Raw genomic sequence first — 19,029 nt, forward strand, 5'->3', positions numbered from 1 at the left:
AGGGAGCGATAAGAAATGGCTCGTTATATCGGTCCTACCTGTAAGCTCGCCCGCCGCGAAGGCGCCGACCTGTCCCTGAAGAGCCCGGCGCGTGCGCTGGACTCGAAGTGCAAGCTGGAGCAGAAGCCCGGCCAGCACGGCGCCACTGCCCGCAAGGGCAAGCTGTCCGACTACGCCACCCAGCTGCGTGAAAAGCAGAAGGTCAAGCGTATCTACGGCCTGCTGGAGCGTCAGTTCCGCAACTACTACAAGAAGGCCTCGACCAAGAAGGGCAACACCGGCGAGAACCTGCTGCAGCTGCTGGAAACCCGCCTGGACAACGTCGTCTACCGCATGGGCTTCGCCGTGACCCGTCCGGCTGCCCGTCAGCTGGTGTCGCACCGCGGCGTCACCGTGAATGGCAAGTCGGTCAACCTGGCTTCGTACCAGGTCAAGGCTGGCGACGCCATCGCCCTGTCTGAAAAGGCTGCCAAGCAGCTGCGCGTCCAGGAAGCCCTGACCGTCGCCGCCCAGCATGACCTGAGCCCGTCGTGGGTTGAAGTGGATTCCGGGAAGTTCACCGGCATCTTCAAGGCTGTTCCGGATCGTTCGGATCTGCCTGCGGACATCAACGAAGCGCTGATCGTCGAGCTGTATTCGAAGTAATTCACATTGGAGAGCCCCCGGCGACGGCCGGGGGTTCACTAGGAGAACCCGCAACATGACGGTTACCGCCAACCAGGTTCTGCGTCCTCGCGGTCCGCAGATCGAACGCCTTACCGACACCCGTGCAAAGGTCGTTATCGAACCTTTGGAGCGGGGTTACGGGCATACGCTGGGTAATGCCCTGCGTCGCGTGCTGCTGTCGTCCATCCCGGGCTTCGCCATCACGGAAGTCGAAATCGACGGCGTGTTGCATGAGTACACCACGGTCGAAGGTCTGCAGGAGGACGTGCTCGAAGTCCTGCTGAACCTGAAGGACGTGGCCATCCGTATGCACTCCGGCGACAGCGCCACCCTGTCCCTGTCCAAGCAGGGCCCGGGCGTTGTCACCGCTGCCGACATCAAGGTCGACCACAATGTGGAGATCCTGAACGGCGACCATGTGATCTGCCACCTGACCAAGGATACGGCGATCAACATGCGTCTGAAGATCGAACGTGGTTTCGGCTACCAGCCGGCTGCCGCGCGTCGTCGTCCGGACGAAGAAACCCGTGCCATCGGCCGCCTGGTCCTGGATGCCTCGTTCTCGCCGGTCCGCCGTGTCGCCTACGCCGTGGAAGCGGCGCGTGTCGAACAGCGTACCGACCTGGACAAGCTGGTCATCGATATCGAGACCAACGGCACCATCGATGCCGAGGAAGCCGTGCGCACCGCCGCCGACATCCTCAGCGACCAGCTGTCGGTGTTCGGTGACTTCACCCACCGCGACCGCGGTGCGGCCAAGCCGGCCAACAACGGCGTGGATCCGGTGCTGCTGCGCCCGATCGACGATCTGGAGCTGACCGTGCGTTCGGCCAACTGCCTGAAGGCTGAAAGCATCTACTACATCGGCGATCTGATCCAGAAGACCGAAGTGGAGCTGCTGAAGACCCCGAACCTGGGCAAGAAGTCGCTCACCGAGATCAAGGAAGTGCTGGCTCAGCGCGGCCTGTCCCTCGGCATGAAGCTGGAGAACTGGCCGCCGGCCGGCGTCGCCAGCCACGGCATGCTGGGCTGATATCGGTAATGCCTGGAGGCTCCACCGCTTGCGGTGGAGCCTTCAACGCAACACACCATGCCACGACGAACCACAGGTTCGCGGGCAGGTCGTCCAGGACGGGCGGCCAGGACCAACCGCAGTCCGCGCAGTAACGCCAGGATGGCGACAACGATCCACACAGCCGCATCATTAACCAAGGAATATCACCATGCGTCACCAGAAGTCTGGCCGTAAGTTCAGCCGCACCAGCGCGCACCGCGAAGCGATGTTCAAGAACATGGCCGCCTCGCTGTTCAAGCACGAGCTGATCAAGACCACCCTGCCGAAGGCCAAGGAACTGCGCCGCGTTGCCGAGCCGCTGATCACCCTGGCCAAGGTCGACTCGGTCGCCAACCGCCGTCTGGCCTTCGCCCGCCTGCGCGACAACGAAGCCGTGGGCAACCTGTTCACCATCCTGGGCCCGCGCTACGCGAACCGTCCGGGCGGCTACCTGCGCCTGCTGAAGTGCGGTTTCCGCGCCGGCGACAACGCACCGATGGCCTACGTCGAGCTGGTTGACCGTCCGGTCGTGGCCGAGGAAGTGGCCGAGTAATCGGACCGCTCCAACGCGACACAGCGAAAGCCCGGCGCCTGCCGGGCTTTTGCGTTTCCAGGGGGCGGATTCCTTTCCGCAGGAAAGGGCTCTGACCCCAAGCAGGCAGCACCGCAGGTCAGATCCCTTTGCATTCGCAAAGGGATCCGACCCGCACCGTTCCGACAGGCGTCACCTGTGGCGGTTCGAATGGGGCGCGCTCTCGGTTACGCTTGGCGCCTTGATCCATTCGAGCGTTGACGATGAATCCACTGCGCTGGCCCTTCCGCGCCCAGTTCTTCCTGGGCTTCCTGATCTGCGCGGGCCTGCTCGGCTACGCGATCTTCCTGCAGCTGAAGATGGGCCTGGAGCCGTGCCCGCTGTGCATCTTCCAGCGCCTGGCTTTTGCCGCGCTGGGTCTGTTGTTCCTGATCGGTGCGCTGCACGGGCCGTCCAACCGTCCCGGCCGCGCCACCTACGGCGTGCTCGCCTTCATCGCGGCGGCCGTCGGCGTGGGCATCGCTGCGCGCCACGTCTACGTGCAGATGCTGCCGCCGGAGATGGGCGCGACCTGTGGCCCGCCGCTGAGCTTCCTGCGCGAGACCATGGGGCCGCTGGAAGTGTTCCGCACGGTGCTGACCGGTACCGGCAACTGCGGCAACATCGACTGGACGTTCCTGGGCCTGACCATGCCGATGTGGTCGGGCGTGTGGTTCGTGCTGCTGGCGCTGTGGGCACTGGTGGTGTCGCTGCGCAAGGTCAAGCGCTGAAGCAGGATGGGGTCGGAGCCCTTTGCATCGCAAAGGGCTCTGACCCCATTCCCGGTGCGGGGTCAGAGCCCTTTCCTGCGGAAAGGGATCCGACCCCTGTCTCCTCAGAAGTCCTGCTGCAGGCTCAGGTAGGCGCCGCGGCGCGGTCCCCATTGCGGGGCGAACACGCCGACACCGCCGCCATCGCGCAGCTGGTAGCTGCGATCCAATGCGTTGATCACGGCCAGCTGCACGTGCAGCGGATGGCCGCTGTCGGCATTGAAATCATGCCCGGCGCTGAGGTTCACCTGCAGGTAGGACGGCAGCTCGCCGCCGTTGGGCACGCCCTCGATATCCGAACGCAGGCCGCTGCCGAACACGTAGTTGGCACCGACCCGGTTGTGCCCGGCGAAGGCGTAGCTGAAGCCCCCCGACGACGTCAGCTTCTGGTCGTGGTCCAGGTGGATCCAGTGGTCGGCCACATAGGCCAGCGCGTCCGGATCGAGGTTGTACTGGCTGGTGATGACCTGGGTGCCGATGGCCTTGTTGTACGCCGCGTTGAAGTAGGCGCTGAACGGACCGTTGCTGTAGTCGGCACTGAACTCCAGCCCACGGATATGGCCGCGGCGGTAGTTGAACGTCGAGTAGATGTAGGCGGCGCCGAACTGGCCTTCATCCTGCAGGCGCGCGACGCGGCGGTCGTACGCGTCCAGGCCCAGGGTCAGGTGTTCACCCAGCTGCTGCGAGACGCCGATGTCGTAGTAGTCGCTGCGTTCGGCCAGCGGAATGTTGTTGCCGCCGCCCGGCTGCTGGTTGGTGGTGCCGTCGTACAGGGCGATATCGCTGCTGGCGATCAGCTCACTGGCCGGTGGCGTGAAGTAACGCGAATAGCCGGCATGCACGGTGGTGCTGTCGCTGGCATTCCAGACCGCGCCCACGCGGGGGCTGAGCTGGCCCTCGGTACGGCCGAAGGCCTTGTAGCGATCACCGCGCAGGCCGTAGTTCACTGTCCAGTCGTCGCCGATCTTCCACTCATCCTGCACGTACACCGCCAGCGTGCTGGCGTGGAAGGCGCTGCGGTCTGGAATCAGCAGTGGCGTGGTGCTGGATTGCTGGCCGGCGCCATCGACCGGGAACACCCAGCTGTTGTTGCTGGCGCGCGCATTCTCGTAGTTGCCGTACAGGCCGTAGCGCAGCGTGTGGTCGTTGCCCAGCGGGGTGGAGAAGTCGGCCTGCAGCGTGTTGGCGCGGTTGCTGCGCTGGACCTGCGAGGCGACGCCACTGAATACCAGATCGCCGATGACATCCGGGTTGAACGCCACGTCGCTGTAGCGCTGCCCGGCGGACAGCTGGTAGGCGGTGCCGCCCAGCGTGCCCTGCAGCACCAGCATGCCGAAGCGGGTGGTCTCGCGCTGGGTTTCATCCAGCTGGCTGGAGTCGAAGGTGCTCGTGTCCAGGTAACCGAACTGCGGGGTCTGCCCGGGATTGACCGGGATCTGGAAGCGATTGTTGGCGAAACCGGCGAACACGCTCAGACGGGTGTTCTCGTTGACCAGGTAGGTCAGGTCGGCGAAGGCTTTGCCCTGGTGCGTGTCGTCGTGCAGCGGCTTGCGCGAGCGGGTCGGGTTCTCCAGGCCGACCTCGTTCTGGTCGTAGTTGCCGGTCAGGAACCAGCTCCAGCGTCCTTGATTGCCCCACCAGGAGGCATTCGGATTGATCTTGCCGAACGAGCCTGCGGTCAGACCGGCGCTGCCGCCATTGCCGAGCTCGGCGCCGCTGCGGGTGGTGATGTCGACCACCGCAGCGGTGCGCTCGCCGAACTGCGCCGGCAGCGCCCCGTCCATCAGGCGGATGCTCTTGATGGTGCGGGCATCCAGGGTCTGGCCGAAGCCGGAGATCGATTCGGGCAGCAGTACGCCGTTGATGCGGTACTGCAGGTTCGCGTGGTCGCCGCGCACGTGCACGCCACCGTACGAATCCTGGACCACGCCCGGAGCCTGCAGCAGCACCTGGCTGAGCGGCGCGGAGGCACCCAGCGGTTGCTTCTGGATGTCCTCGGCGGTGATCTGGTACTGGCTGCTGCCGATGTCCGGCGACAGCGCATTGCGGGCCTGGTCGAGCTGGGCGCTGACAGTGACCGTGTCGAGGTCCTTCACGGGAGCGGCGGCATCGGCGGCCATAGCGAGGGTGGGCAGACTGGCCAGGGTCAGGGCGAAGGTAATGCCGGTAGCGAGCAGGGAGGGCTTCATGGCAGATAGGCTGTGGAAGGGGCCGACGGGGACGAAGTGTTACTTCGTAACAGTGCGTGGCGAATCATGCGCCTGTCCGGGCGGCCGTGGCCATGCGGTTTCTGGCCGATCGCGATGCCCTTTCCCCGGCGTTCAGTCATGTGCAGGGCGTGCCCAACCCTTTGCGCCAGCGGCTGGCTCTGCGACCATGACCGCCCCCCTCCCCGGAAGTCTGCAATGAGCCTGTCCGCCGTTCCGCCCGTCCTCGATCCTGCCGCGACCGCCGCTGGCGCTGCCTGGTCGCCGGAGAGCTGGCGCGGCAAGACCGCGCTGCAGATGCCGACCTACCCTGACCCGGTGGCGCTGGACGCCGCCCTGCACGAACTGAAGCGGCTACCGCCGCTGGTCACCTCGTGGGAGATCCTGGCGCTGAAGCAGCAGTTGGCCGAGGCCCAGGAAGGCAAGCGTTTCCTGCTGCAGGGCGGCGACTGCGCCGAGAACTTCAGCGACTGCGAATCGGGCACGATTTCCAACCGGTTGAAAGTGCTGCTGCAGATGAGCCTGGTGCTGGTGCATGGCCTTCGCCAGCCGGTGATCCGCGTCGGGCGCTTTGCCGGCCAGTACGCCAAGCCGCGTTCGGCCGATACCGAGACCCGCGACGGCGTGACCTTGCCCAGCTACCGCGGCGATGTGATCAATGCGCCGGCGTTCACCGAGGCGGCGCGCCTGCCGGATCCGAAGCGGATGCTGCAGGCGCATGCGCATTCGGCGATGACCATGAACTTCGTGCGTGCGCTCATCGATGGCGGCTTCGCCGACCTGCATCATCCGGAGTACTGGAACCTGGAGTGGGTGCGGCATTCGCCGCTGGCCGCCGAGTACCAGAAGATGGTGGCGTCGATCGGTGATGCGGTGCACTTCATGGAAACCCTGGCCGGGGCCCGCGTGCACAACCTCAACCGCATCGACTTCTACACCTCGCATGAAGCGCTGCTGCTGCCCTACGAGCAGGCGCTGACCCGGCAGGTGCCGCGCCAGCAGGGCTGGTTGAACCTGAGCACGCATTACCCGTGGATCGGCATGCGCACCGCCGCGCTTGACGGCGCGCACGTGGAATACCTGCGTGGCGTGCGCAATCCGATTGCGATCAAGGTCGGCCCGTCGGTGACGCCGGACCAGCTGCTGCGCCTGATCGATGTGCTCAACCCGCATGACGAGCCAGGGCGACTGAGCTTCATCCACCGCATGGGGGCAGCGCAGATTGCCGATAAGCTGCCGCCGCTGCTGGACGCGGTCAAGCGCGATGGCCGTCGCGTGCTGTGGGTGTGCGATGCGATGCATGGCAACACCGAAAGCACCGCCAATGGCTTCAAGACGCGCCGCTTCGACAACGTGCGTGGCGAAGTGGAGATGTCGTTCGATCTGCATGCGGCCGCAGGCACGCGACTGGGCGGTGTGCACCTGGAACTGACCGGCGAAGACGTGACCGAATGCACCGGTGGCGCGCGCGAACTGACCGAGCGCGACCTGGAACGCGCGTATCGTTCGACGGTGGACCCGCGGTTGAACTACGAGCAGTCGCTGGAGATCGCGATGGCGATCGTGCGCAAGCAGGAGCAGGTGCGGTAAGGGTTTTTTCGGCAGGGCTTGCAGCCCTGCACCTGCCAGAAGCCGAAGCAACAGCAACGGCAGAAGCGGGCATTCCGTGGGATGGCGGGGCGATGTGGGCAGGCAGGACACGCCGTGAACCCCCCTCCGGGGTCCGGCCCAGCCGCTGGCGGCTGGGCGTTCGGGCGCATGCGAAGCAGTGCTTCGCAAGCAAAGCGCCCTCACCCATGGGGGCTCGATGGCGCCATCCATGGCGCCAACGGTCCTGCCTGCCCACATCGCCCCACCTTTGACAGATTCCGGCAGCTGTTGGTAGGTGTCGACCTTGGTCGGCACATCTGTCAGATGTCGAATGAGTCATCCACGCATGGCGTGGATCTACTGGCAACTGCGGCGATTGGCATGCGCGGCTGGTGGTAGGTGTCGACCGTTGGTCGACACGATTTTTCTGTCAGATAGCAGTATTCAAAATGGGCTCCGACTCCGTGCCGACCAACGGTCGGCACCCACCATCAGCAGCAGGTTCCGACAGATCCGGTTACGGGGCGTGAGCCGCATGGGCCCGAGGCATGCCTCGGGCGGGTTGGGCAGGACGCCCAACCCCGGTCTTGCCGTGTGCGCAGGAAAGCGCACACGAGCAAGCGGCGACCGAGCCTCCATGGGCGAGGGCGCTTTGCTCGCGAAGCACTGCTTCGCAAGCGCCCGAACGCACAGCAGCCAGCGGCTGGGCCGGACCGCGGAGCGGGATTCACGGCGTCTCCCGCAACCGGACCGACCCCGCCATCCCTCGGAATGCACGCTGTTGCTGTTGCTGTTGAGGTTGCCGGCCAGCGGCCGGCACTACCGCAGGTGCAGGGCTGCAAGCCCTGCCGACCCACGCCCCGCTTACGAACGACTGACGTGGCGCTCATGCGCCATGCGCGAGTCTGTCCACTTGGCTGTTCGAGTGGAGGTGGCAACGGTGCACTGGCAAAGCGCACAGGCATACGCATGGCCGTTGGGATTGGCCGTACTGGTGGGCGGCATCGGCGCGTGGCTGATCCTGTGGATCTACCATCGGCTGAAGGGGCGCGATCGTCGGCGCGCGCGTATCGGGCGTGTGCTCGGGCTGCCGATGGCCACCGCATGGCCGCTGCTGCTGTTGATCCCTGCATTGCAGGCCACGCCGCTGCAGGATCCCGTTCTGGGCAACCTGCAACGGGTGCTGCATATCGCGCTGACCGCGTGCTTCATCTGGCTGCTGGTGCGGGCGGTGGCGGCGGGCGAACGTGCCATCCTGCGCAGCCATCCCATCGATGTCTCCGACAACCTGGAAGCGCGCCGCATCCAGACCCAGACGCGGGTGCTCAGCCGTGTGCTGATGGGCGGCATCATCGTGCTGGGCGCATCGCTGGTGCTGCTGACCTTCCCGATGGTGCAGAAGATCGGCACCGCGCTGCTGGCCTCGGCGGGCCTGATCGGCCTGGTGGCCGGTATCGCCGCAAAGCCCGTGTTCGGCAATCTGATCGCCGGCCTGCAGATCGCAGTGACGCAGCCGATCCGGCTGGATGATGTGGTGATCGTCGAAGGCGAGTGGGGGCGCATCGAGGAGATCGGCAGCAGCTATGTGGTGGTGCGCATCTGGGATGAGCGGCGAATGGTGGTGCCGCTGACCTGGTTCATCGAGAACCCCTTCCAGAACTGGACGCGGCGCAGCGCCGACCTGCTCGGCACCGCGTTCCTGTGGCTGGACTATCGTGCCCCGGTGGCAGCGATCCGTGCCGAGCTGGAACGCATCTGCCGCGGTGAAGCGCTGTGGGATGGCAGGGTCTGCGTGACCCAGGTGACCGAGACCAGCGAGCGCGCGATCCAAGTGCGCCTGCTGGTCAGTGCGCGCAGCTCCGGTGATGCCTTCGATCTGCGCTGCCTGGTGCGCGAACGCATGCTCGATTTCCTCGCGCGCGAGCATCCGCAGTCGCTGCCGCAGGTGCGTGCGCGGCTGCAGCATGCAGACGAACTGGACATGCCGCGCGGTCCACGTGCGCGCACTGCGGATGTGCGTTCGCCGGGGGCTGAAGACGGTGAAGCGGCGATCGTGCCGGTAGAGCTGGAGCCCGAGCGGTAGCGCCGGCCGCTGGCCGGCGAGCTCGGTTCTGCCGGCCAGCGGCCGGCACTACCGCAAGCAGGATTTCGCGGCGTTACCGGAGCTCACGGCTCGCCGGCGTCGATCAGGGTGTCGGTGTCGAAGTGCGGCGGGCGTCGCGCGCGGGTGCGCTGTTCGTAGGCGTAGGCCATTTCGATCAGCTTCGGTTCGCTCCAGGCGGTGCCCATGAACAGCAGGCCGACCGGCAGGCCATTGATCTGGCCCATCGGCACGCTGAGGCTGGGATAGCCGGCGACGGCGGCGGCGCTGTAGCTCTCGCCAGGGAAGTCGTCGCCTTCGCTGCGGATCGGCCACGCCACACCGGTGGTCGGCGCCACCAGGGCATCGAGCTGGTGGGCGGCGAGGGCGGCGTCGATGCCTTCCGCGCCGGCCAGCCGGCGCGCATCGCTGCGTGCACGGATATAGGCGGGGTCGGCCAGGCCGGCGGTAGCGTCGGCCGCCACCAGCAGTTCCTGGCCGAACAGGCCCAGCTCCTGCTTGCTGTGCGCCTGGTTGAAGGCGATCAGGTCGGCCAGGCTGCGTAGTGGCGCGCGATGGGTGCTGAAGTAGCGCTCCAGCCCGGCCTTGAATTCGTACAGCAGCACCGTGCGTTCCGCCTCGGCCCAGGCGCCCTGGTTGGGCAGCTCCACCGGCACCACGAAGGCACCCGCCCGACGCAGCTCGGTGGCCGCCTGTTCGATCAGCGGCGGCATGCCGCGGTATTTCAGCAGCGGTGTCTGCAGCAGGCCGATGCGCTTGCCACGCAGGCCCTGCGGGTCCAGGCGCGCGGTGTAGTCGTACACCGCGCGGCCAGGCATGGTCGCCGTGGCCGGGTCGGCATCGTCGCGGCCGGCGATAGCGGTCAGCACGGCTGCAGCGTCGGCGACGCTGCGGGTCATCGGCCCTGCGGTGTCCTGGCTGAAGGAAATCGGGATGATGCCCTCGCGGCTGACCAGGCCGACGGTCGGCTTGAGGCCGACGATGCCATTGACCGCCGCAGGGCAGACGATGCTGCCGTCGGTTTCGGTGCCGATCGCCACGCTGGCCAGGTTGGCGGCGACCGCCACCGCGCTGCCGCTGCTGGAGCCGCAGGGCGAGTGGCTGAGGCGATAGGGATTGCGGGTCTGGCCGCCGCGTGCGCTCCAGCCGGACACCGAATCGTTGCCGCGGAAATTGGCCCACTCGCTGAGATTGGTCTTGCCCAGCACCACCGCGCCGGCGTCGCGCAGCCGGCGCACCAGGTAGGCGTCGTCCGGGCGGAACCCCTGCAGGGCCAGCGAGCCGGCGCTGGTGGCCATCGGGGCGGCGTTGATGTTGTCCTTCAGCAGTACCGGAATGCCGTGCAGCGGGCCGCGCAGGCGTCCATCACGGCGCTCGCGGTCGCGCGCAGCGGCTTCCTTCAGTGCATCCGGGTTGAGCTCGATCACCGCGCGCAGGCGCGGCCCGGTGCGGTCCAGGGTGGCGATGCGCTGCAGGTAGGCCTGGGTCAGGGTGGTGCTGTCCAGCTCACCGGCGCTCATCCGCGCCTGCAGGTCGGTGACATCGGTTTCGGCGTACGGGAACGGCACGTTGCGGCTCGCGGGTTCGGCCGCATGCGCGCTGGACGCGGCCGGGCTGCAGCCAGCCGAAAGCAGCGCAGGCAGCGCGGCAAGCAGGCAGGTCAGCAGAGGCGGCAAGGACGGGCGCATGGGGCGGCTTGGTCGGCTCCAATCCCCAGTGTAGCCGGTGCTCAGCGGTGGCGCTTGCGCAGGTCGCGGGCGAGGACGTAGACCACGATCAGGTTGATCGCCAGGATCGTCCACGATGGCCAGCCGGGATGGCGGATGATCGCGAAGATGTCGAAAGGCAGGTACAGGGAGGCGGTCAGGCAGCCCAGCCAGGAGGCCCAGGCCTTGGCCCGCCACAGGCCCCAGGCTTCGACCAGGTGCAGCAGGCCGTAGCCGATCATCCCCGCCGCGGCCAGGTGCACCGCGTCGGGGCTGATCATGTGCAGCAGCGAGGGCAGGGTGCCATGGTCCGGATCCAGGCTGAAACGCCGGATCAGGACCATGATGCCGTGCCGCAGCGGCTGCGGTCCGAGCACTTCCAGCCCGGTGGCGGCCAACAGCGCCAGCATCGCCTTGCTCGCTTCGAGCAGGGCGATGACGTGGAGGCCCGGATGCCGGTGCGGATCCGGGTTGTAGCCGCTCTGGTCCACGGGGTGCTGGCTCAGCCGCCGCGCGAAGCCTTCTTGCGGTCGCTTTCGGTCAGGAACTTCTTGCGCAGACGGATCTCCTTGGGGGTGATCTCGACCAGCTCGTCGTCTTCGATGAAGTCCAGGGCCTGTTCCAGCGAGTACTTGATCGCCGGGGTCAGCTGGATCGCGTCGTCCTTGCCCGAAGCGCGCATGTTGGTCAGCGGCTTGGTCTTGATCGCGTTGACGGTCAGGTCGTTGTCCTTGGAGTGGATGCCGACCAGCTGGCCTTCATACACGTTGTCGCCTTCGGCAGCGAAGAGCTTGCCGCGCTCCTGCAGCGGACCCAGCGAGTAGGCGGGAGTGACGCCCGGCGCATTGGCGATCATCACGCCGTTGATGCGCTTGGCGATCGCGCCCTGTTCCTTCGGACCGTAATGGTCGAACACGTGGAACAGCAGGCCCGAACCCTGGGTCAGGGTCTTGAACTCGTTCTGGAAACCGATCAGGCCACGGGCCGGGATCTGGTATTCCAGGCGCACACGGCCCTTGCCGTCCGGTTCCATGTTCTTCAGCTGGCCCTTGCGGGTACCCAGCTTTTCCATCACGCCGCCCTGGTGGATTTCTTCGATGTCCACCACCAGCTGCTCGATCGGCTCCATCATCTGGCCGTCGATTTCCTTGATGATCACTTCCGGGCGCGACACCGCCAGCTCGTAGCCTTCACGGCGCATGTTCTCGATCAGCACCGACAGGTGCAGTTCGCCGCGGCCGGAGACCAGGAACTTGTCGGCGTCTTCCAGCTGTTCGACCTTCAGTGCCACGTTGTGGACCTGCTCGCGGTCCAGGCGGTCCTTGATCTGGCGGCTGGTCAGGAACTTGCCACCGGACAGGTCCTTGTTGCCGGCGAACGGCGAGTTGTTGACCTGGAAGGTCATCGAGATGGTCGGCTCGTCGACGGTCAGCGCCGGCAGGGCTTCGGGGGTATCCGGGTGGCACAGGGTGTCGGAGATGGTCAGCTCCGGAATGCCGGAGATGGCCACGATGTCACCGGCCTCGGCCGTCTCCTGCTCGATGCGCTCCAGGCCCAGGAAGCCCAGCACCTGGGCGACCTTGCCGTTGCGCTTCTTGCCTTCACGGTCGATGACGGCGACCTGCATGTTCTTCTTCAGGGTGCCGCGCTGGATACGACCGATGCCGATCACGCCCACGAAGTTGTTGTAGTCCAGCTGGCTGATGCGCATCTGGAACGGGCCTTCCGGGTCCACTTCCGGACGCGGGGCGTGCTGCATGATTGCTTCGTACAGCGGGGTCATGTCGCCGTCGCGCACGGTGTCTTCCAGGCCGGCATAGCCGTTCAGGGCCGAGGCGTAGACGATCGGGAAGTCCAGCTGCTCATTGGTGGCGCCGAGCTTGTCGAACAGGTCGAAGACCTGGTCGATCACCCATTCCGGACGCGCGCCCGGACGGTCGATCTTGTTGACCACGACGATCGGCTTGAAGCCCATCGCGAAGGCCTTCTGGGTGACGAAGCGGGTCTGCGGCATCGGGCCGTCCATCGCATCGACCAGGATCAGCACGGTGTCGACCATCGACAGCACGCGCTCGACCTCACCACCGAAGTCGGCGTGGCCGGGGGTGTCGACGATGTTGATCCGGTTCTTGATGCCGGTCTTCTTGTCTTCCCAGGTGATGGCGGTGTTCTTGGCCAGGATGGTAATGCCGCGTTCCTTTTCCTGGTCGTTGCTGTCCATCACGCGCTCGGCGAGGACGGTACGCTCGGACAGGGTGCCGGACTGCTTCAGCAGCTGGTCGACCAGGGTGGTCTTGCCATGGTCGACGTGGGCGACGATGGCGATGTTGCGAAGATTTTCGATGGACATACGAAAGGGGGCCAGTCGGCGCCGGATTTGGAAAAAGAAGTCCAACATTATACGTCGAACTTGACGATTCGCGAAAAGGTGGATTTCACGCCTGTCACGGGACCCATTCAGCTGGGCATCCGCCGCCCCGGGCGGGGCCGCCAGGACCCGGCTGCGCGGCTCCCCGTCCGGGGGCTGAAGCGGGGCGCTTCACCAATGGTCGAAGCCGCCGCCGACACGAGGCGGGTGTAAACTAGGTGGCTAGACGCATTCCCCTTTGCATCAAGGATCTTCATGTCCCTCATCGCCACTTTCGACACCACCCAGGGCCCGATCAAGGTCGAGCTGTTCGCCGACAAGGCACCGCTGACCGTGGCCAACTTCGTGAACCTGGTCAAGCACGGCTTCTATGACGGCCTGATCTTCCACCGCGTTATCGCCGACTTCATGATCCAGGGCGGCTGCCCGCAGGGTCGTGGCACCGGCGGCCCGGGCTACAAGTTCGAAGACGAGAAGAATGGCGTGAAGCACGAGGTCGGCTCGCTGTCGATGGCCAACGCCGGCCCGAACACCAACGGCAGCCAGTTCTTCATCACCCACATCAAGACCGATTGGCTGGACGGCCGCCACACCGTCTTCGGCAAGGTCCTGGAAGGCCAGGCGATCGTCGATTCGGTCAAGCAGGGCGACGTGATCCATTCGATTACCCTGGAAGGCGACGTCGACGCCGTGCTGGCCGCCCAGGCCGACCGCGTCGCGGAGTGGAACAAGCACCTCGCCGCCTGATCCCCCTTCGAAACGGCCACCCACGGGTGGCCGTTTCCCTGTTCCCCGCCGCCCGCCAGGCCTGCGTGGCTCTGCCCGCGGCGTCCCATCAAACGCTTGCAAGCAAGAGGAAACCCCCATGAAAGCACCCGTTCGTGTTGCCGTGACCGGCGCCGCCGGCCAGATCGGTTATGCCCTGCTGTTCCGCATCGCCTCCGGCGAAATGCTGGGCAAGGACCAGCCGGTCATCCTGCAGCTGCTGGAACTGCCGGTCGACAAGGCCCAGGCCGCCCTGAAGGGCGTGATGATGGAGCTGGAAGACTGCGCCTTCCCGCTGCTGGCCGGCATGGTCGGCACCGATGATGCCGAAGTCGCGTTCAAGGACGCCGACATCGCCCTGCTGGTTGGCGCACGTCCGCGTGGCCCGGGCATGGAGCGCAAGGACCTGCTGCTGGAAAACGCCAAGATCTTCACCGCCCAGGGCGCGGCGCTGAACAAGGTCGCCAGCCGTGACGTGAAGGTGCTGGTGGTCGGCAACCCGGCCAACACCAATGCCTACATCGCCATGAAGTCGGCCCCGGACCTGAAGCCGGAAAACTTCACCGCCATGCTGCGCCTGGACCACAACCGCGCGCTGAGCCAGCTGTCGACCAAGCTCGGCAAGCCGGTCGGTGGCATGGAGAAGCTGGTCGTGTGGGGCAACCACAGCCCGACCATGTACCCGGACTACCGTTTCGCCACCGCCGATGGCGCGTCGATCGCCGATGCGATCAACGACCAGGAATGGAACGCCAACACCTTCATCCCGACCGTGGGCAAGCGCGGCGCGGCGATCATCGAAGCCCGTGGCTCGTCCTCGGCCGCTTCGGCCGCCAACGCTGCCATCGACCACGTGCGTGACTGGGTGCTGGGCAGCAACGGCAAGTGGGTCACCATGGGCGTGCCGTCCGACGGTTCCTACGGCATTCCGGAAGGCGTGATCTTCGGCTTCGCAGTGACCACCGAGAACGGCAAGTACACCCTGGTGAAGGATCTGCCGATCGACGACTTCAGCCAGAAGTACATCGACAAGACCCTGGCCGAGCTGGAAGAAGAGCGCGCCGGCGTTGCCCACCTGCTGGGCTGATGCAGGCGGTACCGGCTCGAGCCGGTACCTCTTTCATCAAGGTAGGTGTCGACCGCTGGTCGGTACATTCCCATCGAGGTAGGTACCGACCGTTGGTCGGTACATTTCCATCAAGGTAGGTACCGACCGTTGGTCGGTACGCAGAACGGGGAAGCTTCGGCTTCCCCGTTTCTGTTTGGACGGATACGGAGCCGCATGATCCACCTGCATTACATCGACGACGCGCTGCTGGTGGCCGAGAAGCCGGCCGGCCTGCTGTCCGTGCCCGGCCGCGGCGCCGAGAACCAGGATTGCGTGGTCGCGCGCCTGCAGGCGCTGTACCCGGATGCGTTGACCGTGCACCGCCTGGACCAGGTGACCTCCGGCCTGCTGCTGCATGCGCGCGGCAAGGACATGCAGGTGGCGTTGTCGATGCAGTTCGAGCAGCGCCAGGTCGGCAAGCGTTATGAAGCGATCGTGGAGGGGCTGCTTGAAGGCGATGCCGGCGACGTGGACCTGCCACTGATCGTGGACTGGCCAAACCGGCCGAAGCAGATGATCGATCACGAACGCGGCAAGCCGGCGCTGACGCGCTGGCGCGTAATGGCGCGTGATGCCGAAGCGCAGCGCACGCGCGTGGCGCTGGAGCCGGTTACTGGCCGCAGCCATCAACTGCGCCTGCACATGGCCAGTCTCGGCCATCCCATCGTTGGCGATGTGCTGTATGACGCCGCGCCTGCGCAGCGCGTGCATCTGCATGCGCGCAGCCTGCGGTTCACCCACCCGGTGACGGGCGAGGCGCTCGCGTTCGAGTCCGCCACTCCGTTCTAGGGGTTCGGCAGGGCTTGCAGCCCTGCACCTGCTACGAACCGGAGCAACGTCAAAGGCCAAGGCGGCTCTGGTCTTCTGCTTGCTGGGCGGGGCGGTGGGGGTTGGCAGGACACGCCGTAAACCCCCCTCCGGGGTCCGGCCCAGCCGCTCGCGGCTGTGCGTTCGGGCGCTTGCAAAGCAGTGCTTCGCAAGCAAAGCGCCCTCACCCAAGGGGGCTCGATGGCGCCATCCATGGCGCCAACGGTCCTGCCAACCCACACCGCCCTACCCCCGACAGATTCCTGCGGCGGTTGGTAACGGCTGTCGCTGTTGGTGTTGGTAGGTGTCGACCTTGGTCGACACGATTTTTCTGTCAGATATCGAATTGAATATTGAATCTGGGGATCCGACCCCGTGCTCCGACAGATCGCGGAAGTCTGTCGAAGGCGGGGTGGGTCCGGTTGCGGGGGCGTGAGCCGCATGGATGCGGCGACCGAGCCTCCATGGACGGATTCACGGTGTCCCCCGCAACCGGACCCACCTCGCCATCCCACGGGAAACCCGCTGTTGCTTCGGCTGTTGCTTCTGAGGTTGCCGGCCAGCGGCCGGCACTACCGCGGGTGCAGGGCGCAGCCCTGCATGAAAACCCCACCCCCTACCAAGGTAGGGCGGCCCGCGCGGCAGCGCCGGACTATCCTCGAACCCATGACTTTGTCTGGGAGGGCTGCGTCATGAACTACGAGGAAACCTACCGTCGCTCGATCGACGAGCCGGAGGCCTTCTGGGGCGAGGAAGCCAAGCGCATCCATTGGCACAAACCGCCGCAGCAGGTACTCGACTACAGCAACCCGCCGTTCCGGCGCTGGTTTGTCGGCGGTGAAACCAATCTCTGCTACAACGCCGTCGACCGCCATCTGGCCGAGCGCGCCGACCAGCTCGCGCTGGTTGCCATTTCCACCGAGACCAGCAGCACCCGCGAGATCACCTATCGCCAGCTGTATCGGGAAGTGAACGACTTCGCTGCCGTGCTCAAGCACCTCGGCGTCGGTCACGGTGACCGTGTGGTGATCTACATGCCGAACATGGCCGAAGCCGTGTTCGCGATGCTGGCCTGCGCGCGCATCGGTGCGGTGCATTCGGTGGTGTTCGGTGGCTTCGCCGCGCACAACCTGGCGCTGCGCATCGACGATGCCAAGCCGAAGCTGCTGATCGCCGCCGATGCCGGCATGCGCGGTGGCAAGCTGATTCCGTACAAGCCGATGGTCGATGCAGCCTGCGCCGAAGCCACGTCGCCACCGCCGCACGTGCTGATCGTGTCGCGCGGACTGGATGCCGCCGAACCACGCGTGCCGGGCCGCGATGTGGAGTACGCCGCGCTGCGTGCGCAGATCGGTGAGGTCGACGTGCCGGTGCAGTGGCTGGAATCGAGCGAGCCGAGCTACCTGTTGTATACCTCGGGCACCACCGGCAAGCCGAAGGGCGTGCAGCGCGATGTCGGCGGCTACGCGGTGGCGATGGCACAGTCGATGGAAACCGTGTTCGACTGCAGGCCGGGGCAGGTGATGTTCTCCACTTCCGATGTCGGCTGGGCGGTAGGCCATTCCTACAATGTGTACGGCCCGCTGATCGGCGGCTGCACCTCGCTGCTGTACGAAGGGCTGCCGACCAACCCGGACCCGGGCATCTGGTGGGCGCTGTGCGAGCAGTACAACGTGCGCACGATGTTCTCGTCCCCCACTGCCATCCGCGTGCTGAAGAAGCACGATGCGGACTTCATCCATCGCCACGACCTGCGCGCGCTGAAATACCTGTTCCTGGCCGGCGAGCCGCTGGACGAACCGACCGCGCACTGGATCAGCGAAGCGCTCGGCAAGCCGATCATCGACAACTACTGGCAGACCGAGACCGGCTGGCCGGCGCTGACCCTGCTGCCGGGCCTGGAGATGAAGCCGGTGCGCTTCGGTTCGCCGGGCTTGCCCAACCTCGGCTACCGGATGAAGGTGATCGACGAGAACACCGGCGAGGAAGTCGCACCGGGGCAGAAGGGGGTGCTGGTGGTGTCGCCACCGTTGCCGCCGGGCTGCATGAGCACGGTGTGGAACGACGACAACCGTTTCCTGCAGAGCTACTTCAGCCACTTCAAGGAACTGCTGTACAGCTCGCTGGACTGGGCAATCCGCGACGACGATGGCTACACCTTCATCCTCGGCCGTACCGATGATGTGATCAACGTGGCCGGGCACCGGCTGGGCACGCGCGAGATCGAAGAGGCCATTTCGAGCCACCCGCGCGTGGCCGAGGCTGCCGTGATCGGGGTCAAGGACGAATTGAAGGGGCAGGTGCCGCTGGTGTTCGTCACCCTCAAGCAGGGCCTGGATGGCGAGGATCCGGCGCAAGTGGTGGCCGAGATGATGGCCACGGTGACCACCTCGCTCGGCGCAGTGGCCCGCCCGGCGCACGTGCACGTGGTCAACGCGCTGCCCAAGACCCGTTCGGGCAAGCTGCTGCGGCGCTCGTTGCAGGCGCTGGCCGAGCAGCGCGACCCGGGTGACCTGTCGACGCTGGACGATCCCGGCGCGCTGGAGGAGATCCGCCGGGCGCTGGGCCGTTGATCCGGTCGTGCCGGCTACTGGCCGGCCCCCCCCATCCACCCCGAGGTTGCCGGCCAGCGGCCGGCACTACCCGCAGTACTTGCGCTAAGCTCGGCCTGTCATCGACCTGCAATACGCGGCTCGCGCCGGGGAACGCGCGTGCCGTCCGGAGATGGCAACACAGGGGGGCGTGCCCGCGAGGGCGCGCCGGCATTGCGCATCGAGCGAGGGGGAGGCAATGGCATTGCTGCACGCCAAGACGGCTGCTGGCCGTCAGGAAATCGAAGACCGTAGCCGGCGCCTGCCGGCGGCACTGCGTTCGATCCTGCTGATGGTCGATGGCCATCGCAACGACACCGAACTGCGTGGCCTGTTCGAAGGCCTGCGGGCACCACCGGACGCGCTGGAGCAATTGTCAGCACAGGGCCTGATCGAAGTGATCGGCGGAAGCGCAGAGGTGGCGCCGGCGCGCGGCATCAGCACCGGGCGCGAACAGGACCCGGCGCTGTACCAGCAGTTGTACGACGCGATGAGCGAGGCGGTGCGCCGCCACCTGGGCCTGAAGGGCTACTTCATGCAGTTGAAGATCGAACGCTGCACCGATGCGCTGGCGCTGGAGCGCTTGTGCCCGGAGTTGCTGGCGGCGGTGGGCAAGGCGCGCAGCCCGGCATTGGCGCAGCGCTGGTGGCAGGAAACCCAGGCGGCGGTGCTGAACGCTGGCAGTGAGGTCGTGCAGGCCTGAGCCACCGCGTAAAGTGATCGGT

15 protein-coding genes are annotated in these 19,029 nt (G+C 66.2%); 11 read left to right on the forward strand and 4 right to left on the reverse strand.

Translation table 11 applies throughout. From position 1 onward, the window contains the following. The first annotated feature begins 15 nt into the window (after positions 1-15). The 4 genes from rpsD to VG566_RS02980 all read left to right on the forward strand — a co-directional run bounded on the left by rpsD (position 16) and on the right by VG566_RS02980 (position 3,022). The gene (gene rpsD, locus VG566_RS02965) at positions 16-645 is read left to right on the forward strand and encodes a 30S ribosomal protein S4 (protein ID WP_004145446.1); all 630 of its coding nucleotides are present in this window, start codon (positions 16-18) and stop codon (positions 643-645) included. A 55-nt stretch (positions 646-700) separates the two neighbouring features. Next, positions 701-1,699, forward strand: coding sequence for a DNA-directed RNA polymerase subunit alpha (locus VG566_RS02970; protein ID WP_005408216.1), 999 nt, complete (start codon positions 701-703; stop codon positions 1,697-1,699). A 190-nt stretch (positions 1,700-1,889) separates the two neighbouring features. Further along, positions 1,890-2,273, forward strand: a complete 384-nt coding sequence (gene rplQ, locus VG566_RS02975) for a 50S ribosomal protein L17 (protein WP_005408217.1) — start codon at positions 1,890-1,892, stop codon at positions 2,271-2,273. Positions 2,274-2,515: 242 nt separating this feature from the next. Then, positions 2,516-3,022, forward strand: a complete 507-nt coding sequence (locus VG566_RS02980) for a disulfide bond formation protein B (RefSeq protein ID WP_005415421.1) — start codon at positions 2,516-2,518, stop codon at positions 3,020-3,022. Positions 3,023-3,126: 104 nt separating this feature from the next. Here the strand turns inward: VG566_RS02980 and VG566_RS02985 are convergent, their stop codons facing one another. Beyond that, complete coding sequence (locus VG566_RS02985; RefSeq protein ID WP_241884054.1) at positions 3,127-5,250, reverse strand: TonB-dependent receptor domain-containing protein; 2,124 nt, start codon at positions 5,248-5,250, stop codon at positions 3,127-3,129. Between the two features lie 216 nt (positions 5,251-5,466). On the opposite strand from VG566_RS02985, the gene VG566_RS02990 reads away from it, so the two are divergent. Further along, positions 5,467-6,858, forward strand: a complete 1,392-nt coding sequence (locus tag VG566_RS02990) for a class II 3-deoxy-7-phosphoheptulonate synthase (RefSeq protein ID WP_014646058.1) — start codon at positions 5,467-5,469, stop codon at positions 6,856-6,858. Positions 6,859-7,753: 895 nt separating this feature from the next. Next, positions 7,754-8,941, forward strand: coding sequence for a mechanosensitive ion channel family protein (locus tag VG566_RS02995; protein WP_277877620.1), 1,188 nt, complete (start codon positions 7,754-7,756; stop codon positions 8,939-8,941). Between the two features lie 83 nt (positions 8,942-9,024). On the opposite strand, the gene VG566_RS03000 is transcribed toward VG566_RS02995, so the two are convergent. Genes VG566_RS03000 through typA form a run of 3 tightly spaced genes read right to left on the reverse strand, consistent with a single transcriptional unit; the run spans position 9,025 to position 13,015 of the window. Continuing rightward, positions 9,025-10,647, reverse strand: a complete 1,623-nt coding sequence (locus tag VG566_RS03000; RefSeq protein ID WP_032955869.1) for an amidase — start codon at positions 10,645-10,647, stop codon at positions 9,025-9,027. A gap of 41 nt (positions 10,648-10,688) precedes the next feature. Then, on the reverse strand, positions 10,689-11,156 hold the full coding sequence (locus VG566_RS03005; RefSeq protein ID WP_032955872.1) for a DUF2127 domain-containing protein: 468 nt from the start codon (positions 11,154-11,156) through the stop codon (positions 10,689-10,691). 11 nt (positions 11,157-11,167) lie between these two features. Beyond that, the gene (typA, locus tag VG566_RS03010) at positions 11,168-13,015 is read right to left on the reverse strand and encodes a translational GTPase TypA (RefSeq protein WP_046429077.1); all 1,848 of its coding nucleotides are present in this window, start codon (positions 13,013-13,015) and stop codon (positions 11,168-11,170) included. Positions 13,016-13,288: 273 nt separating this feature from the next. Here typA and VG566_RS03015 point away from each other — a divergent pair, with 273 nt between their 5' ends. From VG566_RS03015 to VG566_RS03035, 5 genes are all read left to right on the forward strand, one after another. Continuing rightward, positions 13,289-13,780 carry a peptidylprolyl isomerase gene (locus VG566_RS03015; protein WP_005408225.1) on the forward strand — a complete coding sequence of 164 codons (492 nt, stop codon included), beginning with the start codon at positions 13,289-13,291 and terminating at the stop codon, positions 13,778-13,780. Between the two features lie 118 nt (positions 13,781-13,898). Further along, positions 13,899-14,885, forward strand: coding sequence for a malate dehydrogenase (locus tag VG566_RS03020; protein WP_004153634.1), 987 nt, complete (start codon positions 13,899-13,901; stop codon positions 14,883-14,885). A gap of 195 nt (positions 14,886-15,080) precedes the next feature. Then, the gene (locus VG566_RS03025) at positions 15,081-15,695 is read left to right on the forward strand and encodes an RluA family pseudouridine synthase (RefSeq protein ID WP_032955877.1); all 615 of its coding nucleotides are present in this window, start codon (positions 15,081-15,083) and stop codon (positions 15,693-15,695) included. A gap of 710 nt (positions 15,696-16,405) precedes the next feature. Next, entirely contained in the window at positions 16,406-18,286 is a 1,881-nt protein-coding gene (gene prpE / locus VG566_RS03030) for a propionate--CoA ligase (protein WP_049406571.1), read from the forward strand. Positions 18,287-18,503: 217 nt separating this feature from the next. Continuing rightward, positions 18,504-19,007, forward strand: a complete 504-nt coding sequence (locus tag VG566_RS03035; RefSeq protein WP_014646066.1) for a hypothetical protein — start codon at positions 18,504-18,506, stop codon at positions 19,005-19,007. Positions 19,008-19,029: the final 22 nt, after the last annotated feature.

The organism is Stenotrophomonas sp. CASM114, from assembly GCF_049384325.1.
GTDB classification, from domain to species: domain Bacteria; phylum Pseudomonadota; class Gammaproteobacteria; order Xanthomonadales; family Xanthomonadaceae; genus Stenotrophomonas; species Stenotrophomonas muris.

Coding starts and splice junctions, on each gene's coding strand:
- VG566_RS02990 (WP_014646058.1), top strand. CDS start 5,467: ATGAGCCTGTCCGCCGTTCCGCCCGTCCTCGATCCTGCCGCGACCGCC.
- prpE (WP_049406571.1), top strand. CDS start 16,406: ATGAACTACGAGGAAACCTACCGTCGCTCGATCGACGAGCCGGAGGCC.
- VG566_RS02995 (WP_277877620.1), top strand. CDS start 7,754: ATGCGCGAGTCTGTCCACTTGGCTGTTCGAGTGGAGGTGGCAACGGTG.
- VG566_RS03015 (WP_005408225.1), top strand. CDS start 13,289: ATGTCCCTCATCGCCACTTTCGACACCACCCAGGGCCCGATCAAGGTC.
- rpsD (WP_004145446.1), top strand. CDS start 16: ATGGCTCGTTATATCGGTCCTACCTGTAAGCTCGCCCGCCGCGAAGGC.
- VG566_RS02985 (WP_241884054.1), bottom strand. CDS start 5,250: ATGAAGCCCTCCCTGCTCGCTACCGGCATTACCTTCGCCCTGACCCTG.
- VG566_RS02980 (WP_005415421.1), top strand. CDS start 2,516: ATGAATCCACTGCGCTGGCCCTTCCGCGCCCAGTTCTTCCTGGGCTTC.
- VG566_RS03025 (WP_032955877.1), top strand. CDS start 15,081: ATGATCCACCTGCATTACATCGACGACGCGCTGCTGGTGGCCGAGAAG.
- VG566_RS03035 (WP_014646066.1), top strand. CDS start 18,504: ATGGCATTGCTGCACGCCAAGACGGCTGCTGGCCGTCAGGAAATCGAA.
- rplQ (WP_005408217.1), top strand. CDS start 1,890: ATGCGTCACCAGAAGTCTGGCCGTAAGTTCAGCCGCACCAGCGCGCAC.
- VG566_RS03000 (WP_032955869.1), bottom strand. CDS start 10,647: ATGCGCCCGTCCTTGCCGCCTCTGCTGACCTGCCTGCTTGCCGCGCTG.
- VG566_RS02970 (WP_005408216.1), top strand. CDS start 701: ATGACGGTTACCGCCAACCAGGTTCTGCGTCCTCGCGGTCCGCAGATC.
- VG566_RS03020 (WP_004153634.1), top strand. CDS start 13,899: ATGAAAGCACCCGTTCGTGTTGCCGTGACCGGCGCCGCCGGCCAGATC.
- typA (WP_046429077.1), bottom strand. CDS start 13,015: ATGTCCATCGAAAATCTTCGCAACATCGCCATCGTCGCCCACGTCGAC.